The following is an 18,235-nucleotide window of genomic DNA, read 5'->3' on the forward strand; positions in this document are numbered from 1 at the left end:
GCAGCCGTGGACGGCGACGACGTGGACGCTGAACTCGCTGCGGGAGTGGGGCGTTGATGCCGCTGTCCTAACGAGCGGCGCACGGTCGAACTCCTCGCCGAGAACAGCCGCTGGGAATACCAAAACCTGCCGTACTGGGGCGGCGAAGTCGACTGCTGCATCAATGCCTGGACGGTGGCGAACGGTGTGTGGCTCGGCGCCGACATCGCCGGCCTCGTCGACTGGTTCCTCGAGCATCAGCTGCCCGACGGCGGCTGGAACTGCGAATGGGTCGAGGGCTCAACGCGATCGTCGTTCCACTCGACGCTCAACTCGCTGAAGGGACTGCTCGCCTACGACGCTACGACCGGAGGCACCGACGCGACCCGCGCCGCCCGGCGCTCCGGCGAGGAGTACCTCCTGCGGCGCGGGCTTTTCCGCCGGCTGTCGACCGGCGAACCGGTGGCACCGTGGGTGGGCCGCTTCGCCTACCCATTTCGGTGGACCTACAACGTGCTCAACGCAGCCGAATATTTCCGCCTGGCGTCACTGATTGACGGCGTCGAGCCAGACCCGCGCATGACTGAGGCGATCGAGCTGATCCGCGCCGCCAGACAGCCGGACGGCACATGGCTGCAGGCCGGCCGACATCGCGGTCGAGTGTGGTTCGAGGTCGACGTGTCGGCGGCCGAGCCATCGAAGTGGCTGACCCTGTGCGGGACACGAGCGCTTGCCTGGTGGGACTCACGCTAAAAGGGTTACGACAGTTGCCAATTCATGTTCTTCGCAAAGTTGCGCGCATCGTCGGAGATCGTGCCGAGTTCGTGACAGCGCTTGATGTACCCCTGAATCATCATCATGAAGTTCATCGGGTTGTACGCGTCTTCCTCGTAGCTCCACTTGCCATCGCCCGCGTACTCGAGCACGGTGATCACCGCCGCTCCGTGCACACTGCCGTCGCCGGGGTCCTTCATGGTGTTGATGTTCTTGAAGATGACCCAGCCCTTGTCGGCGTCGATCGAGTACCAATCGACCGGATACGACGGCATCTCGCTGCCGGGGAACATGTTCATCGTCGAGACGATCCACTCGCGGATGTTTTCGCGGCCTTCCATGTTTCCTAACGCGTGTTCGACGTACTTCGCATCCTCGGTGAAATGGTCGGCATAGCTTGACCAGTCCCACGTCTTGCCGACGTCGATCACGTCTTGCTGGTAAGCCCGGAATGCTTCTTCGAGCTCCTCGCGTGACCACTTACCCATCCGAGACTCCTTCGGCGCGCAGCTAAAAACTAGAACCTGTTCTACCAGCCTGGCGCGTGCGGCGGAGCCGTTTCAGGACACCGTCAAAGTGCCGCCTGCGGTCGCAAGGACCGCGGGTATGCGCAGTGCGACCAGCGAATCGGGTGCGATCGCATTCATCAACGCGGCCACGGCGGGCGCCAGGGGAGGCTGATCGGGCGACCCCCAGTCGAGGTGATGGCGGCCGATGGCCAGCATGTACACCTCGTCGAACCAGTAGCCGCCGAATGCGCTTGCAATGCAATGTAATACGGCGTTGATGGCCGCGACCGTGACGACCACGCCTGTGGCGAATGGTGAGATGCGCTGACCCGCGGGGGTATCGGTTTGCGCTCGTGTCACGTGCCGTCACGTTACTGTCGCAGGCATGGCACTCGGTATCGACGCGCAGGTGCAGGCGGGGCTTGGTCCGCTGCTGGAGGCCGTGGGGCAGGCAGAGGCCCCGCCGATCGGCGACGTCGAAAGCCGGCGAATCAACGGGCACCGGATGTTCGACTATGTCGCCACGACGTGGCAACCGGTCGGCGGCGTCGAAGTGGACAAGCACACGCTGAAGACCGACGACGGCGCGACGTTGGACCTCAGTTGGTACCACGCCACGGCGAGTCAGCCGGGCAGCGCGGTGCTGTACCTGCACGGCGGCGGCATGATCTTCGGCCTCCAACACCTCGGCCGCCTGTATGACCTGGCGATGCGCGACTACGTCGCCACCTCGGGCGTGCCCATGCTGATGGTGGACTATCGGATCGCACCCGAGCATCCGCATCCCACGCCGGTCGAGGACTGCTACGCCGCACTTCGCTGGCTCGCCGACAACGCCTCCAGGCTCGGCGTGGATGCCGCTCGCATCGCGGTGATGGGCGACAGCGCAGGCGGTGGTCTGGCCGCAGGGGTGGCGCTGCTGGCCCGTGATCGCGGCGGCCCCGCGCTCGCTCAGCAGATCTTGATCTACCCGATGCTCGACGACCGCGCTGGGACGCCGGATCCGGAGTTGCTGCCGTTTTTGACGTGGACGTACGACGACAACGTCACCGGCTGGGGGGCACTGCTCGGCGAGAGCGCGGGCACCGACACCGTGTCGGCCTACGCCGCCCCGGCGCGCGCGACGGATCTGACGGGGCTGCCGGCAACCTACATCGACATCGGTGACCTCGACATCTTCCGCGATGAGGACATCACCTACGCGCGGCGCCTTTCCGATGCCGGGGTGTCGACCGAGCTGCACCTGCATCCCGGTTGTCCGCATGCGTTTGAGGCGCTGGCCCGCGAAGCCGACGTTTCGCAGCGGGCAATCGACGATCGCATCCGCCGCCTGCGCACCCTCTGATTTCCGCAAAACCCTGATCCACCAACAACATCCGATTGGTAACGGCGCTGTCGCACGCACCGATATCCGTAGAGGAGCAGACGTTTGCGTCTCTCCACGTACGGAATGAATAGTGACGGTCTGACGTCGGGTTTCGACGATGGGACCGCAAGGTAGGAGTTAATTGACGATGGGGCTGTCGAAGTTTTTCTCAGCAGCCATGATCGTCGGCGCGCTCGGCTTCGGGGCCTTTGGGCCCGGTGGGGCCGTGGCGTCGGCGGACCCGGTTGCGCCCGCACCGCTGAAGCCGGGGCATGGAAACGACGATTTCTGTCCTCCGTGGTGTGGTAACGGTGATGGAAATGGCAACGGAAACGGCCGTGGCCACGAGTCAGACTGGAATCCCGGGGGCTGGGACAAGGGTCCCTGGTGGGCCAATAACCGGCACGACTGGTGGGACGACCGCAAGGGCGCGCCGCCGTGGGGCTGGGGCCCGCCGCCGGCCTTCCAGTGGGATGGGGGCCCGCCGCACCCGTTCAACTACTGGGGCTACAACGTCAATCCCGTGTGGGATGACGGCTTCGGCCAGTGGGGGATCTGGCTGTTCGGCCTCTGGATCCCGATCTTCGGCATCGGCGTCCAGTAACAGGCGTTCAGTAGCAGGCGTTAGCCACCCTCGGGCGCTTCAACGACGGACTTGATGCGCTCGAGGGTGGTGCGCATGTCACCCACGTTGCGCCGCTGCCGCAATTGGCCACCCAGCACCGAGAACAGCTTCGCAAACAGGCTGTCAGGCATGCGGAATGACTCGGTGACCTGGGTGCCACTATCGGTCGGTGTCAATCGGTAGTGCCAGGTGTTGGCCGCCGTGTTGCCGACCAACACGTCAAAGCCGAATTCGCGACCGGGTTCGCATGCGGTCACCCGGCAGGTGGTCCAGTACACCGGGCCGATCTCGTTGCGCTTGACGTGTCCGCGAAAACGCGCGCCCAGCGCGGGGCCGGTGGCACCATCGAGCCATTCGGCTTCCATCACTTCCGGTGAAAACCTGCCGGTGTTGCGAACATCGGCGATGAGGTTCCAAATCTTGTCGGCGGGTGCCGACATGGAGACGGTCGCAGAACCCTGCATCTCTACCCCTTTCAACGCGGCATCTGCGGACCGAGTGAGTAAACATGGTCCGGCGTCAGCTCTTTGGTGATCGCGGTCGCCAGCGTGGTGCTCGGCTCGCCGCCCTGATAGTCGATATCCGTATTGGTCAGGATGACCAACGAGGTCTGCTTCTGCGGCAGGTAGACCACCACGGCCTGATAGCCGGGCAGGCTGCCGTTGTGTCCGATCCAGCCGCCGAGGTTGAAAATGCCCAACCCGTACCCGTCCTGCGGAGGCATGCCGGGTGACCCCACCGTCTGCAGCCGCTGCTCTTGCATCTGCGGCGTGAGCAGCTTGCCGATTGCCAACGCGGACGCCCAGATTCGCATGTCATCGAGGGTCGAGATCATCGCTCCCGCCGCCCATGCCCACGACGGGTCCCAGTCGGTAGCGACCGCTTCCTTGCCGTCCGCCGTCTGCTTGGTGTATCCCTGCGCGTGCGGGTCGGGGAAGGCGTTTGTGGTCGGAAAACTGGTGTGGCTCATGCCCAATGGGGCCAGGATGTGGTCCTGGATGTAGGAGTTCAACGGTTGCCCGCTGACCTTCTGCACCACCATGCCGAGTAGCACCGTGTTGGTGTTGCAGTACTCGAATCCGTCGCCGGGCGGAAACTTGTTCGGTTGGGTGAACGCGAAGTCGATCAACTCGTGCGGGGTGAAGGGGCGGCGCGGATCGGCGAACATCGCCTTTTGAAACTCCGGTGTCGCGGTGTAGTTGACCAGTCCGCTCTGCATCCTGGCGAGCTGGCGCAGCGTGATCCTATCGCCGAGAGGCACCCCGTCGATGAACTCTGCGATCGAGTCATCGAGACCAAGTTTGCCTTGATCGGCGAGCTGCAGGATCGCCGTGACCGTGAAAGTCTTTGTCACACTGCCGATTCGGCTGTAGAAATCGGCCTTCATGGGTGCCCGCGTAGTCTTGTCGGCCACCCCGAACGCGCGAACGTAGTCACCGTCGGGCCCCCAGATACCTACGATCGCACCGGGCACGCCGGCCGCTGTCATGGCCTGGTTGACGGCCGCGTCGAGCCGCTTTGCGATCGCGTCGTCGATGGGTTTCGTCGTCTCGGGCGTGGCCGGGGGACCAGTTGTCGGCGATTGTGGTGTCGACTTGTCGCCGCAGCCCGACATCGTCAGCAGCAACGCCACCGCGGCGGCGAGGGCGATCATCCGTGCAGTCATCGCCCGCCAGGTTAAGCGCTGCACCGCTACCGCTCCGCGGATTCGTCCTCCGGAAGGTCGTGTCGCACGACGCGCACCTGGCCACCGGCCAGACAGGCCGCATATCCGTGGTGCTTGCCGTAGAGCTCCCAGGCCGTGCGGCGCTCGTCGCTGTGCGCGTGGATCTCGTGGCCGTCGGAGAACCCCAGATGCAGGCTGCCGTCCTCGTCCCAGCTCGCGTTGCTGCACTCGGATCCCGCGAAGTCGAATAACGCCCGATGCTCGGGCCGTGCGACCGTCGGATCGATCAGCACCGCCTCTTCTTCGTCCCGTGCGGTCTTCGGCAGCGTGAAGTAGAAGGGCACCGAGATGACGAGTTCGTTGTCGTCGAGGCTGAGCACCAGACCGTCGCGAAACATGATCCGCTGGACCACACAGCCCCGGATCCACGGTTCGCTCATTTTTTCACTCTGGCCTCTGAGGCAACGGCGCACAAGGGTTTCGGCGCAGTTTCACCTAGCATCGGGTCGTGAAGATTCGCTTCGGCATCGGGCTGGGCGCGGATACGGGTCCTGAGCAATTGGCGAGCATCGTCGACCATTTGGAGGCGACGGGTGTCGACTCGCTGTGGTTCTCGGAATTGGTGTACTCGAAGGCGGTCGACCCGTTCGTGGGGATGGCCTTCGCACTGGCCCGCACCACAAACCTGAAGGTCGGCACGTCGGTCGCGGTGCTACCCGGCCGCCATCCCGTCCTGGTGGCCAAGCAGCTCGCGTCGCTGGCCGGGCTGGCGCCCAAACGGGTGCTGCCTGTTTTCGGGCTGCGGTCGGCGATTCCGGCAGAACGCGAGATCTTCGTGGTGCCCGATGGTGAGCGCGCCGGCGTGTTCGACGAATCGCTGCGATTGCTGAGATCGGTTCTGGAACAACAGGATGTCGCGTTCACGGGCGACTACTTCACGGTCAACTCCGCGGGCGTGCAACCCACGCCCGCCAAACCGCTCGACATCTGGCTCGGCGGATCCGCACCGGCGGCGTTTCGTCGTATCGGCACACTGGGCGACGGCTGGTTGGGTAGCTTCCTGACCCCCGAGGAGGCGCGCCGGGGTCGCGAGCAGATCCAGCAGGCGGCGGCCGACGCCGGCCGCGAAATCGAACCCGATCATTTCGGAATCAACCTCGCGGTCAGCGACGGCTCGGTGCCGGATGCCCTTGTCGCGGCTGTGGGGCGGCGCAGGCCCGACGTCAATCCCGTCGACCTCGTCGCAGCGGGCTGGCCGCAACTGCACCGTCAACTCGACGCGTATTTGGCTGCGGGCCTGACCAAATTCGTGATCCGGCCCGCCCTGCCCGCCAACGTTGAGCAATTCATCGACCGGTTCGTGGCCGAATTGATCCCGCGGCAGAACTGACCTCGTTAGCCAGCAGCGTTCCCAGCGACATATCTCGCCCGTTCCCGACCTGAACCTCGGCCGCGGTGCCACCGTGTTTAGGAGTGTGCGACGCGGGCGATTCACGCGGTGCCGCTCTAACGAAGGAGATGGCGGATGAGCAGTCGAATTTCACGCTTGATCGGATCGCTCGTCGTTTGTGCGGCCGCCGCCGCGCTGGCGTTCGGGCTTGTCACTGCACCCGCGGCCGTCGCGGATGACCGGTTGAACTTCACGGGCACGACGCTGTCGGGCGCGCCGTTCAACGGGGCGAGCCTCGTCGGTAAGCCTGCGGTGCTGTGGTTCTGGACCCCGTGGTGCCCGTTCTGCAACGCGGAGGCGCCGAGCGTCAGCCAGGTCGCAGCGGCCAATCCCAAGGTCACCTTCGTCGGTGTCGCCGCGCGCTCCAACGTCGCGGACATGCAGGGCTTCGTGTCGAAGTACAACCTCAATTTCACGAACCTCAACGACGCCGACGGGTCGATCTGGGCCCGATACAACGTCCCGTGGCAGCCGGCGTATGTCTTCTACCGAGCCGACGGCTCGTCGACGTTCGTGAACAACCCGACCTCGGCGATGCCCCAACAGGAGCTGTCCGACCGGGTAGCAGCACTGTCGTAGGCCGCCGCGCATTGTGGACCAAGACCTGGTGGGCTTGGCCTTCGGCGCCGGCTTGGTGGCGGCGCTGAACCCTTGCGGATTTGCCATGCTGCCTGCGTATCTGGCGCTGGTCGTGAGGGGCGCCGACGTCGGGCGACGCACGGCCGTCTTGCGGGCGGTGGCGGCCACAGCCGCGATGGCCGTCGGTTTCGTCATTCTCTTCGGTGCGTTCGGTGTGCTCACCGTGTCCGTGGCCTCGACGGTGCAGCGCTACCTGCCGTACGTCACGGTGGTCATCGGCGTTGTTCTTGTCGCCCTTGGTATTTGGCTGCTCGTCGGCCGCGAGATCACACCGCCGCGCGGATTGGCGCGCGGTGCGCGGTGGGCACCGACGGCACGGCTGGGCTCGATGTTCGGCTACGGGGTCAGCTATGCGGTCGCCTCGTTGTCGTGCACGGTAGGACCGTTTCTCGCGGTGACAGCGGCCGGCCTTCGCGGTGACTCGGTCGTCGGCGCTGCGGCGGTGTATGTCGCTTACGCCGCGGGTTTCACGCTCGTGGTCGGTGTGCTTGCGGTGGCGGCCGCACTGGCCAGTTCGGCGGTCGTCGAACGAATGCGCCGAATTGTGCCGTATGTCAACAGGATCAGCGGAGCACTGCTGCTACTGGTGGGCAGCTATGTCGGCTACTACGGGCTCTACGAAATCCGGTTGTTCGCCGGCAACGGCAATCCGCAAGACCCGGTGATCGCGGGCGCAGGCCGGGTGCAGGGCGCGATCGCCGGCTGGGTTCATCAGCACGGCGCTTGGCCGTGGCTGATTGTGTTGGCCGTGCTTATCGTCGCGGCTGCAGCGTGGGGCGCCAGGATGCGCGCGAAACATCGCCGTGCAGATCGGGCCATGGCGGGCGACGAACCATAGCGATGCCCGCGAACACCGCCGATACCAACCCGACCAGAATTCCCATCATCGCGATCCGTTCGCCATCGATCGCCAGCACCCAGGACGCCTTGCCGTCCTTGACCACGAACACCCCTAGGGGCTTGCGGGCGCCGCCGCGCACCGTGGTGACCGGGATGACGGTTGTTCCGTCACCGATCTCGTATACGTCACCGAACGCGCGTGCTGCGTCAGGATCGGTCTCGAGTGCGCCGATGACTTGTCGTGCCTCGCGGAAATTCATGGCTGCCCCAGTGCGGTGCGGTGACTTTTACCCCGAACTGCAGTCATACCAGGTGATGGTCGCATCGAATAGACGAAGGAGGCCCGCGATGGTGATAGTCGCTGGACACCTGGTGGTTGATCCGCAGCACCGCGACGACTACCTGTCGGGATGCGTCGAGGTGGTGCGCCAGGCGCGCCGCACGGCGGGCTGCCTCGACTTCGCGCTATCGGCCGACCTGATCGACCCGGGCCGGGTCAACATCTTCGAGCGGTGGGAGTCGCAGGCAGCGGTGGAGGCGTTTCGCGGAGGTGGTACCAGCGACGAGCAGGCGGCCTCGATCCGTTGCGCCTCGGTCGCTGAATACGACGTCGAAGGCGAGCGCACCCTGATCTGATCAGAGGCGAATCATCAAGGTGCGCAATATGAATGGGTGGAGAAGTCAAGCGCCCGCTGATAGAGCGGATCAATCGCCCGGGTGCGGGTGACACCGGCTATGGCCTCGGCGAGCAGGCGAGTGCAGTCGGGGGAGTGCAGAACGGGCCACTGCGCAGCGATCTGGTCGACCATCTCGGTATTGAGTCGATCGATGGTCGCGCGCGACGATCCCAGGTCGGGCGCGAAGCCGGGCGCAGACGCCGGGTCGAGCTTCCACTGCGCGAATCGGGAGTATTCGAGCGCCTCGGTGGCGTGGACCTGATCGGTGAAGATCGCTCGGACGTAATCGGGCTCGACGCCTTTGCGGTCGGCATCGGCGGATACGGCCTTGAGCACTTGCTCTACGCGCGGCGGGTCCTCGATCGAGCCACCGTTGATCCACTTGGTCGCCGCCACCGGCTCTGCCGTCTGCAGCCGCTGGGTCGCAGCGTCGACGAGATCCGCAAGTGGGTTGGCATCGTCGCTGTGCGCCTGCGGAGTCACGGGCATCACCGCAAGGACGACCACGGCTGCAAATCCTGTCGTGCAGCGCCGAACCCGATCATCAACAGCCACGGGTCCATCATTGCGTACGGCCACACGTGAACGAGGCCAGTTAACTTCACGAGACTTGCCACAGATCGCAATGCGGCGTTTGAGCAAACGGCTCCGTCGGGGCGGCCACCCGCAATAGAATTGCCTATCGGGTGTCAAGGGGGACAGCCATGACGGTTTCGACGGAACCGACCAGCCTGTCGGCGCTGCTGAGCGAACTCGGGGTGAAGCAGGCATCGGTCGACAAGCAATTGCCGGTGCTCCGAGCATGGCTCGCCACTCACGTCGCGAGCCGGCCGCTGCGAATCAGCCTGTGTACCAACGGCTACGGGCTACTCCTCCGCGAGTCGTCAGCAGTACACAACTGAGCAACGTCCGCGTGCCGATGTCGATTAGTGCGCTCGGTGCCGTGCGTCGGCGGCTTCCTGTTCGGCTGGCGTGACGACGAGTGCGTCTGGACCCGGGTACACCGTCGCGATGTGATCGCTGCTCAACCACCGCACCACATACGGCGGCGACCCGTCAGCCGAGCGCACCTCGGTGATCACCCCGCGCTGATCGTGCTGTTCGACCGTGGTTCCTTTGACCACCAAGTAATCGCCCACTTTGGCCTTCATCGCCCGCTCCTTTCGTTTCCGGTCGCGGGTTACGCGTCTTCGATTGTCCTCCCGTCGCGCTGTAACTGAGCCCGGTTGCACCGCGATTAAACCCTTGTCGGGACGACCGAAGTAGGACCATGAATATTTCTCACCAGGCACCAGGTAAGTGGATCCGCCGACTGTCGGCGGCTTTCTTCGCGGCGGCGTTGCTGCCAGCACTGATCGGCATTGTGGGCGGTACTCCAACCGCCAGGGCGGCCGTCGAAGTACTAAGCGTTCCGTCGCCGTCGATGGGTCGCGACATCACCGTGCAGTTCCAGGGCGGCGGCCCGAAGGCGGTCTATCTTCTTGACGGTCTGCGGGCCCGCGACGACCGCAACGGCTGGGACATCGAAACCGGCGCGTTCAGCTGGTTCGACGGCTCGGGCTTGTCGGTGGTGGCGCCCGTCGGCGGGATGTCGAGCTTCTACACGGACTGGTATCGGCCCGCCGTCGGCAACGGCACCACTCAGACCTATAAATGGGAAACGTTTCTAACGTCGGAGCTGCCGGCGTGGCTGGCCGCCAACAAGGGAGTCAGCCCGAGTGGCAACGCCGTCGTCGGCCTTTCGATGTCGGGCAGCGCAGCACTGATCCTGGCCGCGTATCACCCTGGCCAATTCGCCTACGCCGGTTCGCTATCGGGCTTCTTGAATCTGTCACGAGGACTGTGGCCCGTACTGGTCGGCATCGCGATGGGCGATGCGGGCGGCTTCAACGCGCTCGATATGTGGGGCCCCTATGGCGGGCCCGCCTGGCAGCGCAACGACCCCATGCTGCAGATCGGCCGGCTGGTGTCCAACGGCACCCGCATCTGGGTGTACAGCGGCAATGGCAACCCGACCGACCTGGACGCCGGGCTGGGCAATGCGCAGATTCCCGCGCAGTTCCTGGAGGGCCTCACCATGACGACCAACAGGGATTTCCAGGCCGCCTACACGCGAGCCGGTGGCAGCAACGGGGTGTTCAACTTTCCGCCCAACGGCACGCACAGCTGGGGCTATTGGGGCGGCCAACTGCAGGCCATGAAGCCCGATATCCAGCGGGTGCTCGGCGCGGGGCCGACGGCCTAGTTCTACAGGACTCGTGACCAGTATTCGCCGACGAGGTCGTGTCCGAAGCTGTGGTGGGGCTCGCGGCGGTCGCACCGAAAACCGGCGCGTTCGTAGATTCGCCGAGCAGCCACGAGAACATCGTTGGTCCACAAGGTGATTCGCCGGTAGCCCGCGCGCCGGGCGAACCGCAGACACTCGTCGACCAGCCTTGTGCCCACGCCGGCTCCTCGCGCCGAGGGCTCGACGAGCAGCAGCCGCAGCTGCGCGGTGTCCGAGGCATCGGGATCGGTGGAGGCGGTGCAGAACACGCAGCCCACCCGCTCACCGTCCATCTCGGCGATCCACGCCGCCTCGCGTTTGATGTCGCCGCGCTCAGCAAAGTCGGAGACGATTCGCGCGACGAGGGCCTCGAACGTCGTGTCCCAGCCGTACTCGGTCGCGTAGCGGTAACCGTGCCGCTCGACCACCCAGCCGAGGTCACCGGGCGCGGGCGGGCGAAGCACGAGGCCATGCCGGCGCGGTTCGTCACCAAGCACGCGGCGGATCTGTCCCATCGAGGTGACGAGCTCGGCTCGTTGACCGTCGTCGAGCGGCGCCAGCATGGTTGCGATAGCATCTGCCTGCAATCGATCCAGCTCGTCGAATGCGCGCCGGCCGTCGTCGGTCAGCCGGACCATCTGGCGGCGCGCATCGGCCTCCGATTTCTCCTTGGCCACAAATCCTGCCTGGGTGAATCCCGAGAGGATGCGGCTGAGGTAGCCGGCGTCGAGGTCGAGGTCGCGGCGGAGCTCGGCGACCGCGACGTCATCCCTCAGCGCCAGCTCGAACAGCACTCTGGCCTCGGTGAGCCCGAACGCGGACCCGGCCAGATCGGGCCGGAGCAGGCCGAGGACACGGGTGTAGAAACGGTTGAATCCGCGGACATCATCTACCACACCACTCATAGTTGACAGCGTCAAACAATCTTCTGATTCTGTCAACTATCTGTGCTGAACAGGTCCTGGGAACCGTTCACATCGGCGTTGCGTACACTGCCCTCTCGACGGGGGTGGCTCTCGAAACACGCGGAGCCCGGTCCAACATCAATCACACAGCCAAAGGCTCACCTTGCCAGATACCACGAGCGACACCCAGAACTTGAAGCCACACTTCGAAGACGTGCAGGCGCACTATGACCTGTCCGACGAGTTCTTCCGGCTCTTTCTGGATCCCACGCAGACCTACAGTTGCGCCTACTTCGAACGCGACGATATGACGCTCGAAGAGGCGCAGATCGCCAAGATCGACCTGTCCCTCGGCAAGCTGGGCCTGCAACCCGGCATGACTTTGCTGGACATCGGCTGCGGCTGGGGCGCGACGGTGAAGCGCGCGCTGGAGCGCTACGACGTCAACGTCATCGGCCTCACCCTGAGCCAAAACCAGAAGGCCCACGTCGAGAAGGTCCTCGCCGCATCGGACAGCCCGAGAAGCAAGCGCGTGCTGCTTCAGGGCTGGGAGCAGTTCGACGAGCCCGTCGACCGCATCGTGTCGATTGGCGCTTTCGAGCACTTCGGCCGCGACCGCTACGACGACTTCTTCAAGAAGGCTTATCAGCTCTTGCCTGATAACGGCGTCATGTTGCTGCACACCATCATCAAGCCGACCGACGAAGAATTCGCCGAGTCCGGGTTGCCGCTGACCATGAAGCTGCTCAAGTTCAGCAAGTTCATCATGGACGAGATCTTCCCCGGCGGCGATCTGCCGAAGCCGACGACGGTGCAGGAACACGCCGAGAAGGTCGGCTTCGAACTCACGCTCGCGCAACGACTTCGGCTGCACTATGCGCGCACTCTCGAGATCTGGGCGGCGGCGCTCGAGGCGCACAAGGACGAGGCGATCAAGATCCAGTCCCAAGAGGTGTACGACCGGTACATGAAGTACCTGACCGGTTGCGCCGAGCTGTTCCGTGACGGCTACACCGACATCTGCCAGTTCACGCTCGTCAAGAACTAGGCGCTGGCACCGACCTTCTCGATCGCCTCGATCACGGCTTCTGGCGCGTCAAGCGACACAAACGTGCGCGCCTTGGGCACCTCGATCAGCGCACAGTTCGGGAACTGCGCTGCGAGTCGCCTGCCGAGCGCTGGAGTGAAGGCGCGGTCGCCCTGGCCCCAGACGATCGTCACAGGCTTGGTGAACCGGCCCAGGCGGGCCGAGACGTCGACGAGGTCCGTCTTCGCCACGTTCCGCAGCAGCGCCGCGAGATCGCGCCGAATGCGGACGTCCGTACGGCCGGGCTCCAGCCAGGACGCGGTCAACGCCGGGTCGGGGCGCACCAGCAGTCCGAAGCCGAGCGGAGAGTGCCGTAGGGCCTTGATCCGCATCTGCTCGAATAGCAGCTTTATCGAGATCGGGCCCCGCAGCAGCGCGAAGACAAGGGTAAACGGGAACGGCGGGAACTTGTCGAACGCGTCGCAGTTGGTCAGCACGAGTCGGCCGATCTTTTCCGGATAGGCGTCGATGACGAGCTGGCACAGGCCGCCGCCGGTGTCGTTGCCGACGAGCGTGACGTCCGACAGCCCGAGTTGGTCAATGACGTCGCGGATCATCGTGGCCATTCCGTGCGGCGACAGCGCGCCTTGGTCGTTCACCGCAATGGTGTGCGAGCCCAGCGGCCAATTCGGCAGATAACAGCGGAAACCCTGCCGCGCCAAGCCTTCTGCCACCCGGTCCCACAGCCGGCTGTCGACGAGGATCCCGTGCACGAACAGCACCGGCGGATGCGGCGAGTCTTCGGGACCCAACACGCGGTAGTCGATCGTTGCCTGGTCCAACGCGATCTGCGGCATCTTCGCTATCCTTCCGATCAGACTTACAAACACCTAGTATGGAAGTTACGTGCAGCCAGTATGAAAGTCAACGACGAACTGATGGTCGAGACCCCGGCCAGGCGCACTCAGGCCGAGCGCACTGCGGCAACGCGGGCGGTGCTGATCGATGCTGCGCGGAAGCTGTTCGCCGACAAGGGGTTTGCCGATGTGTCGACCCAGGCGATCGTCGCCGCAGCAGGAGTGACCCGGGGTGCGCTGTACCACCAGTTCGACGACAAGGCCGCCCTGTTCGCGGCGGTCTACGAAGAGGCCGAACGTGATCTGGTCGCCGACATCGCGCAACAGATCATGGACGAGGGGCCACCGCACCCCCTGGAAGCCATGCGGCTGGGCGCACGCCTGTTCCTCGATCGCTGTTCGGCACCCGATGTGCAGCGGATCGTCTTGATCGACGCGCCGGCGGTGCTTGGCTGGGATCGGTGGCGTGCGGTCGGCGTGAAGTACGGACTCGGGGTGATCGAGGGGATGCTGGCACACGCGATCGGTGAGGGCGCCATCCCCGAACAGCCGCTGCGACCCACCGCGCACGTCCTGCTGGGCGCGCTCGACGAGGCGGCGCTGTTCGTCTCGCGTGCCTCGGATCCCACTGAGGCGCGCGAACAGATGGATGCCGTGTGCGAACGGTTGATCAACGGGATCGCGGGACGGTAGGTAGCAGCAACGCGCTGTCACCGAATTCGTGCCACAGATATCCGGCCGCGATTGCTTCCCGGTACGCCGCCGCCACCACCTCCGGACCCGCGACCGCTTCCAGCAGCAGCAGATGTGAGGCGCCCGCGTCGTGCCAGCCGCTGATCAGCCCGTCGACTACACGCGGCGGGCGCTCCGGTCCCAGCACCACGTCCGTCCAGCCCGCTGCGGGCTGCACCGTGCCGTCGGCATCGGCCGCAGATTCCACCGCGCGGGTCGCGGTGGTGCCGACGGAGATCACCCGTCCGCCTGAGGCCCGGGTCGTATTGATCAGTCGCGCCGTCGACGGCGGCACCTCGAACGGTTCGGCAGCAGGTGGTTCGCCCTGCTCTGCCGACGAGACACCGGCATGCAACGTAATCGGCGTGATCACGATGCCGGCGGCGACCAGCGATGTCACCAATTCGGCGCTGAATGGCCTTGCCGCGCTGGGTATTTCGGCACTGCCGGGCCTTCGGGCGAATACGGTCTGATAGCTCTCCAGCGGCCAGGGGCGGAGCACATAGTTGTATCGGATGGGCCGGCCGTGCCTGCCAAGGTAGGAGGTGACATCGCCTTCGATCGCCAACCGAGTGGTCCACAGCCGACTGCCCACGACGCCTGATCGCGGATAGGACGCGATCACCACGAGTGCGGCGCCATCGGGCAGCCCGACCCGCTCGCCAGGCTCGACGTCGTGCAAATGGCTGGTGGCGTCGACGGCGGGCCGCAGTTCGACGACCCACGTGTGATCGTCGAGCGCCGTCGAGAAATGCACAGCGATCGGCGCATTGTGGCGAACGCCGTCCACCGCGGCGGGCAGCGTCGCGGAGTTGTTCACCACCAGCAGGTCGCCCGCTTCCAGGTGCTCACCCAGATCGGTGAACCGCCGATGCGCGATACCGTCCGGCGTCGCGACCATCAGCTTGACGCCGTCGCGCGCGACGCCGTGCGCCTCGGGGGGCTCGACGGCGTCGGATCCGGGTGGCCGCTCGAAGCGCGTGCGTGGCATGGCGATGGTCATGCGTCGGCTCCGACCGCGAGCAGGTCCTGCGCGCGGTAGCGACCGGATACGGGCCGGGTATCGAGTAGGCGCAGCAGCGCGGGCACGACGGACTCCGGTTCGGCACGATCGGAGATGTCTTCGCCGGGGAATGCCGCCTGGTGCATCTCGGTGCGCATGTCGCCGGGATCGAACCCGTACACGCCGAGGTCTGGGTGCTCGGCGGCCAGGATGGCCGTGAGGTGGTCGAGAGCGGCCTTGGACGAGCCGTAGCCGCCCCAGCCTTCGTACGGTTCGACGGCGGCATCGGAGCTGATGTTGACGATGGCACCGTTGCCGGCGATCAGTGCGGGTAAAGCGGCCTGAATGAGCGCCAGGGCAGCGAAGACGTTGGTGTCGTACACGACGCGCAGGTCGGCGGCGGGGTAGTCGGCCAGCCGGGGTTGCGGGCTGGGCCCGAGCCGGCTGGCGTTGTTCACCAGTAGTCGCAGCGGACCGGCGTCCATGGCCGCGGCAACCATTGCGGCCCGGTGCGCGGGTCGCGTGATGTCGCCGGGGACGGTGCTCAGCCGGGCAGAGTCCAATTCGGCGGCCGTCGCCGCGAGGTCGCCGGCGCGCCTGGCGTCGGTAACGACCGTCCACCCGCGTTGGAGTAGAGCCGTGGCGGTCGCCCGGCCGAAGCCGCGCGAACCTCCGGTGATGATCGCGGTAGAGATGTGTTGGGAAACAGTCATACTGGCATACTGATAGTTGAAGTGAACTTTAAGTCAAGAGCTGAGGGGAAGCGATGGAGAGTCGAGATCTGCTGACTGTCAGCGAGGTGGCCGAGCGCAGCGGTTTCGCGCCGTCGGCGATCCGGTTCTATGACAAGGAGGGCCTGATCAGTGCCAGCAGGACCAGTGGCGGTCAGCGACGGTTCGAGCGAAACATGTTGCGGCGGTTGGCATTCATTCGCGCGGCCCGCAATGTCGGTTTGACCCTCGACGAGATCGCGGCCGCGCTCGAGATGCTTCCGGACGGTCGCACCCCCACGCGCGCGGATTGGACTCGCCTGTCGAAGGATTGGCGGCAGCGGCTCGACGAGCAGATCGCGGGACTGATGGCGCTGCGGGACAAGTTGGATTCCTGCATCGGGTGTGGGTGCCTGTCGCTGAAGCGCTGTGTGATCTCGAACCCCGCCGACAGCGCGTCGGTTGCCGGTCCCGGTGCGGTTTACCTACCCAAATCATTGCGTCATCCGGCGTAGATTCGGGCCGAGGCCGCCATGAAAACCTTGCGCCGTTCGCAGCGATATGTGGTGCTGGCACTGACAGCACTGATAGCGGTGCTTGCGGTCGCGGGCGGGTTGCTATGGCTGCACGATCGGCGCGCCGGCGAGGTGCATGTCCAGGGCGAGCCAATGACCGACGCCGAGGCCGCCGCGCAGGTCGTGGCGTCCGCCAAGCAGATCGTCGAGGTGGCGCAATTGCGGGACGCCTCGGGCGGCTACGCATTCGTGTCGTGCCAGGATGCGAACGAACCGCCCTATCAGGCCACGGTTTACATGAATTTCCGCTTGCCACAGAGCAATTCGGTGAAGTATCTACGCGACGTCGCCGCGTCGCTGGTCGCGCACGGCTGGGCGCCTGCGGCGTCGACGAGCGAACATTTCGGCCAGAAGCTGACCAGGAACGGCGTCACGGCGATCTTCTATCGCAGCGTCAATGAAACCGACTTCGCCACCATGCGGCTCTACGGTGAGTGCCGCAACACCGCCGACCACCGCAGTGATAACCCCGTCTGGCGGGAAGTCACCGACCAACTCGGCTGACGCGGATCAGCACAGAGATTTCTGAAGAAGAACGGTGTCCAGCCACCTGCCGTGCTTGAAACCAACCGCGGTGAGCCGTCCGGCATCGACAAACCCGCGATTGCGGTGCAGCGCGAGGGAAGCTGCGCCGTCGGCGTCGACGATCACAGCGATGACCTCGCGGACACCGGCGCCGGTGCAGTCAGTGAGCAGCGCGTCCAGAAGCCGACCGCCGATCCCGCGGCCGACCGCATCCGGTGCCAGGTAAATCGAGTCCTCCACGGTGTGGCGATAGGCGGGGCGCGTCTTCCATGGTGCGCAATAGGCGTAGCCCGCGATCCGGTCCTCCAGCGTTGCAGTCAAAAACGGCAGTCCACGATCGGTGACCGACTGCAGCCGGTGCTGCCATTCGGTCTGATCGGGCGCGGCGATCTCGAATGTCGCCACACCGGTTTGCACATGATGGGCGTAGATGCTGCCGATGTCATCGAGGTCGTCGAAAGTGGTGCGCCGGATGGTGATATTGGTCCGGCGCACCACACATTCCGCGTCGTCAGCAGGCAACCGGATGCGACTCGCAATACGGAGTGGTACCGCGGAAGCGGTAGCGGTGGTCGGCGATCCAGCGGTACGCGGCGTTCTGAATGAACCGGATACCGGGAATACGATAGATCCGCAAAGGCAGCCGGGTGCCGAGGGCGACTGAGAGGGCCGCGTTTATCGCCTCCGCACCGCCGTACACCGCACCGGACTCATCCAGCCACCACGACATGTCGTAAAGGTGGGATGGGTCGACACCGAGACGCTCGGCGGCGCCGGGCGCCTGGAACGGCTCAGTCCGCAGATTCCCCGTGCGGTCATGCTTGACCAGGAAATAGACCGATCGCGTACACATCCCGCAGGCCCCGTCGAAGTACAGAACGCCGTTCACACCTTCATTGTTCACCCCGGGGTCAGCGCAGTCACGGCTGCGCAGATATGACGGATCGTCGTCAGCACTGTTTCCCCTGCATACAGTGCATCCGGTGCACCATCGAATCCGGCATCCCTTCGTCGGCGCCATGGGTGAGAACATCGGCAGACCGGGCCGCTGCACTCCGAGTAACGGCACAATGGCTCGATCGGGAAGCTTGGCGAGCACCCCGCTACCCG

27 protein-coding genes are annotated in these 18,235 nt (G+C 65.2%); 13 read left to right on the top strand and 14 right to left on the bottom strand.

Annotation, left to right across the window (positions count from 1 at the left end; genetic code table 11):
- Positions 1-174: 174 nt before the first annotated feature.
- Entirely contained in the window at positions 175-732 is a 558-nt protein-coding gene (locus tag MYCSM_RS38240; protein ID WP_232425603.1) for a hypothetical protein, read from the top strand.
- 5 nt (positions 733-737) lie between these two features.
- Here MYCSM_RS38240 and MYCSM_RS16215 read toward each other — a convergent pair whose 3' ends face one another.
- Positions 738-1,241 (bottom strand): nuclear transport factor 2 family protein, encoded by a 504-nt coding sequence (locus MYCSM_RS16215; RefSeq protein WP_015307246.1) that lies wholly within the window; start codon positions 1,239-1,241, stop codon positions 738-740.
- Positions 1,242-1,313: 72 nt separating this feature from the next.
- A complete protein-coding gene (locus tag MYCSM_RS36890) occupies positions 1,314-1,622 on the bottom strand; it encodes a hypothetical protein (protein WP_015307247.1) in 309 nt (102 codons plus the stop codon).
- 25 nt (positions 1,623-1,647) lie between these two features.
- On the opposite strand from MYCSM_RS36890, the gene MYCSM_RS16225 reads away from it, so the two are divergent.
- Positions 1,648-2,607, top strand: coding sequence for an alpha/beta hydrolase (locus tag MYCSM_RS16225; RefSeq protein ID WP_015307248.1), 960 nt, complete (start codon positions 1,648-1,650; stop codon positions 2,605-2,607).
- A gap of 169 nt (positions 2,608-2,776) precedes the next feature.
- The gene (locus MYCSM_RS16230) at positions 2,777-3,232 is read left to right on the top strand and encodes a hypothetical protein (protein ID WP_015307249.1); all 456 of its coding nucleotides are present in this window, start codon (positions 2,777-2,779) and stop codon (positions 3,230-3,232) included.
- Positions 3,233-3,252: 20 nt separating this feature from the next.
- Here MYCSM_RS16230 and MYCSM_RS16235 read toward each other — a convergent pair whose 3' ends face one another.
- Genes MYCSM_RS16235 through MYCSM_RS16245 form a run of 3 tightly spaced genes read right to left on the bottom strand, consistent with a single transcriptional unit; the run spans position 3,253 to position 5,359 of the window.
- A complete protein-coding gene (locus tag MYCSM_RS16235) occupies positions 3,253-3,717 on the bottom strand; it encodes an SRPBCC family protein (protein ID WP_015307250.1) in 465 nt (154 codons plus the stop codon).
- Positions 3,718-3,728: 11 nt separating this feature from the next.
- Positions 3,729-4,919 (bottom strand): serine hydrolase domain-containing protein, encoded by a 1,191-nt coding sequence (locus MYCSM_RS16240; protein WP_041312191.1) that lies wholly within the window; start codon positions 4,917-4,919, stop codon positions 3,729-3,731.
- Positions 4,920-4,945: 26 nt separating this feature from the next.
- Positions 4,946-5,359 (bottom strand): DUF6188 family protein, encoded by a 414-nt coding sequence (locus MYCSM_RS16245; RefSeq protein WP_015307252.1) that lies wholly within the window; start codon positions 5,357-5,359, stop codon positions 4,946-4,948.
- A gap of 68 nt (positions 5,360-5,427) precedes the next feature.
- Here MYCSM_RS16245 and MYCSM_RS16250 point away from each other — a divergent pair, with 68 nt between their 5' ends.
- The 3 genes from MYCSM_RS16250 to MYCSM_RS16260 all read left to right on the top strand — a co-directional run bounded on the left by MYCSM_RS16250 (position 5,428) and on the right by MYCSM_RS16260 (position 7,846).
- Entirely contained in the window at positions 5,428-6,309 is an 882-nt protein-coding gene (locus MYCSM_RS16250) for a TIGR03854 family LLM class F420-dependent oxidoreductase (RefSeq protein WP_015307253.1), read from the top strand.
- A 135-nt stretch (positions 6,310-6,444) separates the two neighbouring features.
- Positions 6,445-6,948: a protein disulfide oxidoreductase gene (locus MYCSM_RS16255; protein WP_015307254.1), complete on the top strand. Its 504-nt coding sequence runs from the start codon at positions 6,445-6,447 to the stop codon at positions 6,946-6,948.
- Between the two features lie 13 nt (positions 6,949-6,961).
- Positions 6,962-7,846 carry a cytochrome c biogenesis CcdA family protein gene (locus MYCSM_RS16260; RefSeq protein ID WP_041312194.1) on the top strand — a complete coding sequence of 295 codons (885 nt, stop codon included), beginning with the start codon at positions 6,962-6,964 and terminating at the stop codon, positions 7,844-7,846.
- Here the strand turns inward: MYCSM_RS16260 and MYCSM_RS36005 are convergent.
- A complete protein-coding gene (locus MYCSM_RS36005) occupies positions 7,761-8,108 on the bottom strand; it encodes a hypothetical protein (protein WP_015307256.1) in 348 nt (115 codons plus the stop codon). The genes MYCSM_RS16260 and MYCSM_RS36005 overlap by 86 nt on opposite strands.
- A gap of 88 nt (positions 8,109-8,196) precedes the next feature.
- On the opposite strand from MYCSM_RS36005, the gene MYCSM_RS16265 reads away from it, so the two are divergent.
- Positions 8,197-8,484 (top strand): putative quinol monooxygenase, encoded by a 288-nt coding sequence (locus MYCSM_RS16265; RefSeq protein WP_015307257.1) that lies wholly within the window; start codon positions 8,197-8,199, stop codon positions 8,482-8,484.
- A 14-nt stretch (positions 8,485-8,498) separates the two neighbouring features.
- Here MYCSM_RS16265 and MYCSM_RS36010 read toward each other — a convergent pair whose 3' ends face one another.
- Positions 8,499-9,080, bottom strand: a complete 582-nt coding sequence (locus MYCSM_RS36010) for a chorismate mutase (RefSeq protein WP_232425604.1) — start codon at positions 9,078-9,080, stop codon at positions 8,499-8,501.
- 149 nt (positions 9,081-9,229) lie between these two features.
- Between MYCSM_RS36010 and MYCSM_RS37810 the strand changes: the two genes are divergently transcribed.
- Entirely contained in the window at positions 9,230-9,427 is a 198-nt protein-coding gene (locus MYCSM_RS37810) for a hypothetical protein (RefSeq protein WP_041312197.1), read from the top strand.
- A 24-nt stretch (positions 9,428-9,451) separates the two neighbouring features.
- Here the strand turns inward: MYCSM_RS37810 and MYCSM_RS16280 are convergent, their stop codons facing one another.
- Entirely contained in the window at positions 9,452-9,676 is a 225-nt protein-coding gene (locus MYCSM_RS16280; protein WP_015307259.1) for a DUF1918 domain-containing protein, read from the bottom strand.
- 119 nt (positions 9,677-9,795) lie between these two features.
- Here MYCSM_RS16280 and MYCSM_RS16285 point away from each other — a divergent pair, with 119 nt between their 5' ends.
- On the top strand, positions 9,796-10,770 hold the full coding sequence (locus tag MYCSM_RS16285; protein ID WP_015307260.1) for an esterase family protein: 975 nt from the start codon (positions 9,796-9,798) through the stop codon (positions 10,768-10,770).
- 2 nt (positions 10,771-10,772) lie between these two features.
- Here the strand turns inward: MYCSM_RS16285 and MYCSM_RS16290 are convergent, their stop codons facing one another.
- On the bottom strand, positions 10,773-11,696 hold the full coding sequence (locus MYCSM_RS16290; protein ID WP_015307261.1) for a bifunctional helix-turn-helix transcriptional regulator/GNAT family N-acetyltransferase: 924 nt from the start codon (positions 11,694-11,696) through the stop codon (positions 10,773-10,775).
- A gap of 163 nt (positions 11,697-11,859) precedes the next feature.
- On the opposite strand from MYCSM_RS16290, the gene MYCSM_RS16295 reads away from it, so the two are divergent.
- A complete protein-coding gene (locus MYCSM_RS16295) occupies positions 11,860-12,744 on the top strand; it encodes a cyclopropane mycolic acid synthase family methyltransferase (protein WP_015307262.1) in 885 nt (294 codons plus the stop codon).
- Here MYCSM_RS16295 and MYCSM_RS16300 read toward each other — a convergent pair.
- Complete coding sequence (locus tag MYCSM_RS16300) at positions 12,741-13,580, bottom strand: alpha/beta fold hydrolase (protein WP_015307263.1); 840 nt, start codon at positions 13,578-13,580, stop codon at positions 12,741-12,743. The genes MYCSM_RS16295 and MYCSM_RS16300 overlap by 4 nt on opposite strands.
- Positions 13,581-13,640: 60 nt before the next feature.
- Here MYCSM_RS16300 and MYCSM_RS16305 point away from each other — a divergent pair, with 60 nt between their 5' ends.
- On the top strand, positions 13,641-14,273 hold the full coding sequence (locus MYCSM_RS16305; protein ID WP_015307264.1) for a TetR/AcrR family transcriptional regulator: 633 nt from the start codon (positions 13,641-13,643) through the stop codon (positions 14,271-14,273).
- Here MYCSM_RS16305 and MYCSM_RS16310 read toward each other — a convergent pair.
- On the bottom strand, positions 14,251-15,315 hold the full coding sequence (locus tag MYCSM_RS16310; protein ID WP_015307265.1) for an S-adenosylmethionine:tRNA ribosyltransferase-isomerase: 1,065 nt from the start codon (positions 15,313-15,315) through the stop codon (positions 14,251-14,253). The two genes, MYCSM_RS16305 and MYCSM_RS16310, sit on opposite strands and share 23 nt — an antisense overlap.
- Positions 15,312-16,028, bottom strand: coding sequence for an SDR family NAD(P)-dependent oxidoreductase (locus tag MYCSM_RS16315; protein WP_015307266.1), 717 nt, complete (start codon positions 16,026-16,028; stop codon positions 15,312-15,314). Before MYCSM_RS16315 ends, MYCSM_RS16310 begins: the two co-directional genes overlap by 4 nt.
- A gap of 53 nt (positions 16,029-16,081) precedes the next feature.
- Between MYCSM_RS16315 and soxR the strand changes: the two genes are divergently transcribed.
- Both soxR and MYCSM_RS16325 read left to right on the top strand, forming a co-directional pair.
- A complete protein-coding gene (gene soxR / locus MYCSM_RS16320) occupies positions 16,082-16,540 on the top strand; it encodes a redox-sensitive transcriptional activator SoxR (protein WP_015307267.1) in 459 nt (152 codons plus the stop codon).
- Between the two features lie 18 nt (positions 16,541-16,558).
- On the top strand, positions 16,559-17,104 hold the full coding sequence (locus tag MYCSM_RS16325) for a hypothetical protein (RefSeq protein WP_015307268.1): 546 nt from the start codon (positions 16,559-16,561) through the stop codon (positions 17,102-17,104).
- A 6-nt stretch (positions 17,105-17,110) separates the two neighbouring features.
- On the opposite strand, the gene MYCSM_RS16330 is transcribed toward MYCSM_RS16325, so the two are convergent.
- Entirely contained in the window at positions 17,111-17,620 is a 510-nt protein-coding gene (locus MYCSM_RS16330; protein WP_015307269.1) for a GNAT family N-acetyltransferase, read from the bottom strand.
- Positions 17,621-17,636: 16 nt separating this feature from the next.
- On the bottom strand, positions 17,637-18,014 hold the full coding sequence (locus tag MYCSM_RS16335) for a thiol-disulfide oxidoreductase DCC family protein (RefSeq protein WP_041314162.1): 378 nt from the start codon (positions 18,012-18,014) through the stop codon (positions 17,637-17,639).
- Positions 18,015-18,235 lie beyond the last annotated feature (221 nt).

This window comes from Mycobacterium sp. JS623, from assembly GCF_000328565.1.
Classification (GTDB): domain Bacteria; phylum Actinomycetota; class Actinomycetes; order Mycobacteriales; family Mycobacteriaceae; genus Mycobacterium.

Excerpts from the sequence above, each read along its gene's own strand:
- MYCSM_RS16240 (WP_041312191.1), bottom strand. The coding sequence starts at position 4,919 with ATGACTGCACGGATGATCGCCCTCGCCGCCGCGGTGGCGTTGCTGCTG.
- MYCSM_RS36005 (WP_015307256.1), bottom strand. The coding sequence starts at position 8,108 with ATGAATTTCCGCGAGGCACGACAAGTCATCGGCGCACTCGAGACCGAT.
- MYCSM_RS16300 (WP_015307263.1), bottom strand. The coding sequence starts at position 13,580 with ATGCCGCAGATCGCGTTGGACCAGGCAACGATCGACTACCGCGTGTTG.
- MYCSM_RS16310 (WP_015307265.1), bottom strand. The coding sequence starts at position 15,315 with ATGACCATCGCCATGCCACGCACGCGCTTCGAGCGGCCACCCGGATCC.
- MYCSM_RS16280 (WP_015307259.1), bottom strand. The coding sequence starts at position 9,676 with ATGAAGGCCAAAGTGGGCGATTACTTGGTGGTCAAAGGAACCACGGTC.
- MYCSM_RS16255 (WP_015307254.1), top strand. The coding sequence starts at position 6,445 with ATGAGCAGTCGAATTTCACGCTTGATCGGATCGCTCGTCGTTTGTGCG.
- MYCSM_RS16290 (WP_015307261.1), bottom strand. The coding sequence starts at position 11,696 with ATGAGTGGTGTGGTAGATGATGTCCGCGGATTCAACCGTTTCTACACC.
- MYCSM_RS16265 (WP_015307257.1), top strand. The coding sequence starts at position 8,197 with ATGGTGATAGTCGCTGGACACCTGGTGGTTGATCCGCAGCACCGCGAC.
- MYCSM_RS16225 (WP_015307248.1), top strand. The coding sequence starts at position 1,648 with ATGGCACTCGGTATCGACGCGCAGGTGCAGGCGGGGCTTGGTCCGCTG.
- MYCSM_RS16235 (WP_015307250.1), bottom strand. The coding sequence starts at position 3,717 with ATGCAGGGTTCTGCGACCGTCTCCATGTCGGCACCCGCCGACAAGATT.
- MYCSM_RS16285 (WP_015307260.1), top strand. The coding sequence starts at position 9,796 with ATGAATATTTCTCACCAGGCACCAGGTAAGTGGATCCGCCGACTGTCG.
- MYCSM_RS16325 (WP_015307268.1), top strand. The coding sequence starts at position 16,559 with ATGAAAACCTTGCGCCGTTCGCAGCGATATGTGGTGCTGGCACTGACA.
- MYCSM_RS16305 (WP_015307264.1), top strand. The coding sequence starts at position 13,641 with ATGAAAGTCAACGACGAACTGATGGTCGAGACCCCGGCCAGGCGCACT.
- MYCSM_RS16215 (WP_015307246.1), bottom strand. The coding sequence starts at position 1,241 with ATGGGTAAGTGGTCACGCGAGGAGCTCGAAGAAGCATTCCGGGCTTAC.
- MYCSM_RS37810 (WP_041312197.1), top strand. The coding sequence starts at position 9,230 with ATGACGGTTTCGACGGAACCGACCAGCCTGTCGGCGCTGCTGAGCGAA.
- MYCSM_RS16245 (WP_015307252.1), bottom strand. The coding sequence starts at position 5,359 with ATGAGCGAACCGTGGATCCGGGGCTGTGTGGTCCAGCGGATCATGTTT.
- MYCSM_RS16315 (WP_015307266.1), bottom strand. The coding sequence starts at position 16,028 with ATGACTGTTTCCCAACACATCTCTACCGCGATCATCACCGGAGGTTCG.
- MYCSM_RS16230 (WP_015307249.1), top strand. The coding sequence starts at position 2,777 with ATGGGGCTGTCGAAGTTTTTCTCAGCAGCCATGATCGTCGGCGCGCTC.
- soxR (WP_015307267.1), top strand. The coding sequence starts at position 16,082 with ATGGAGAGTCGAGATCTGCTGACTGTCAGCGAGGTGGCCGAGCGCAGC.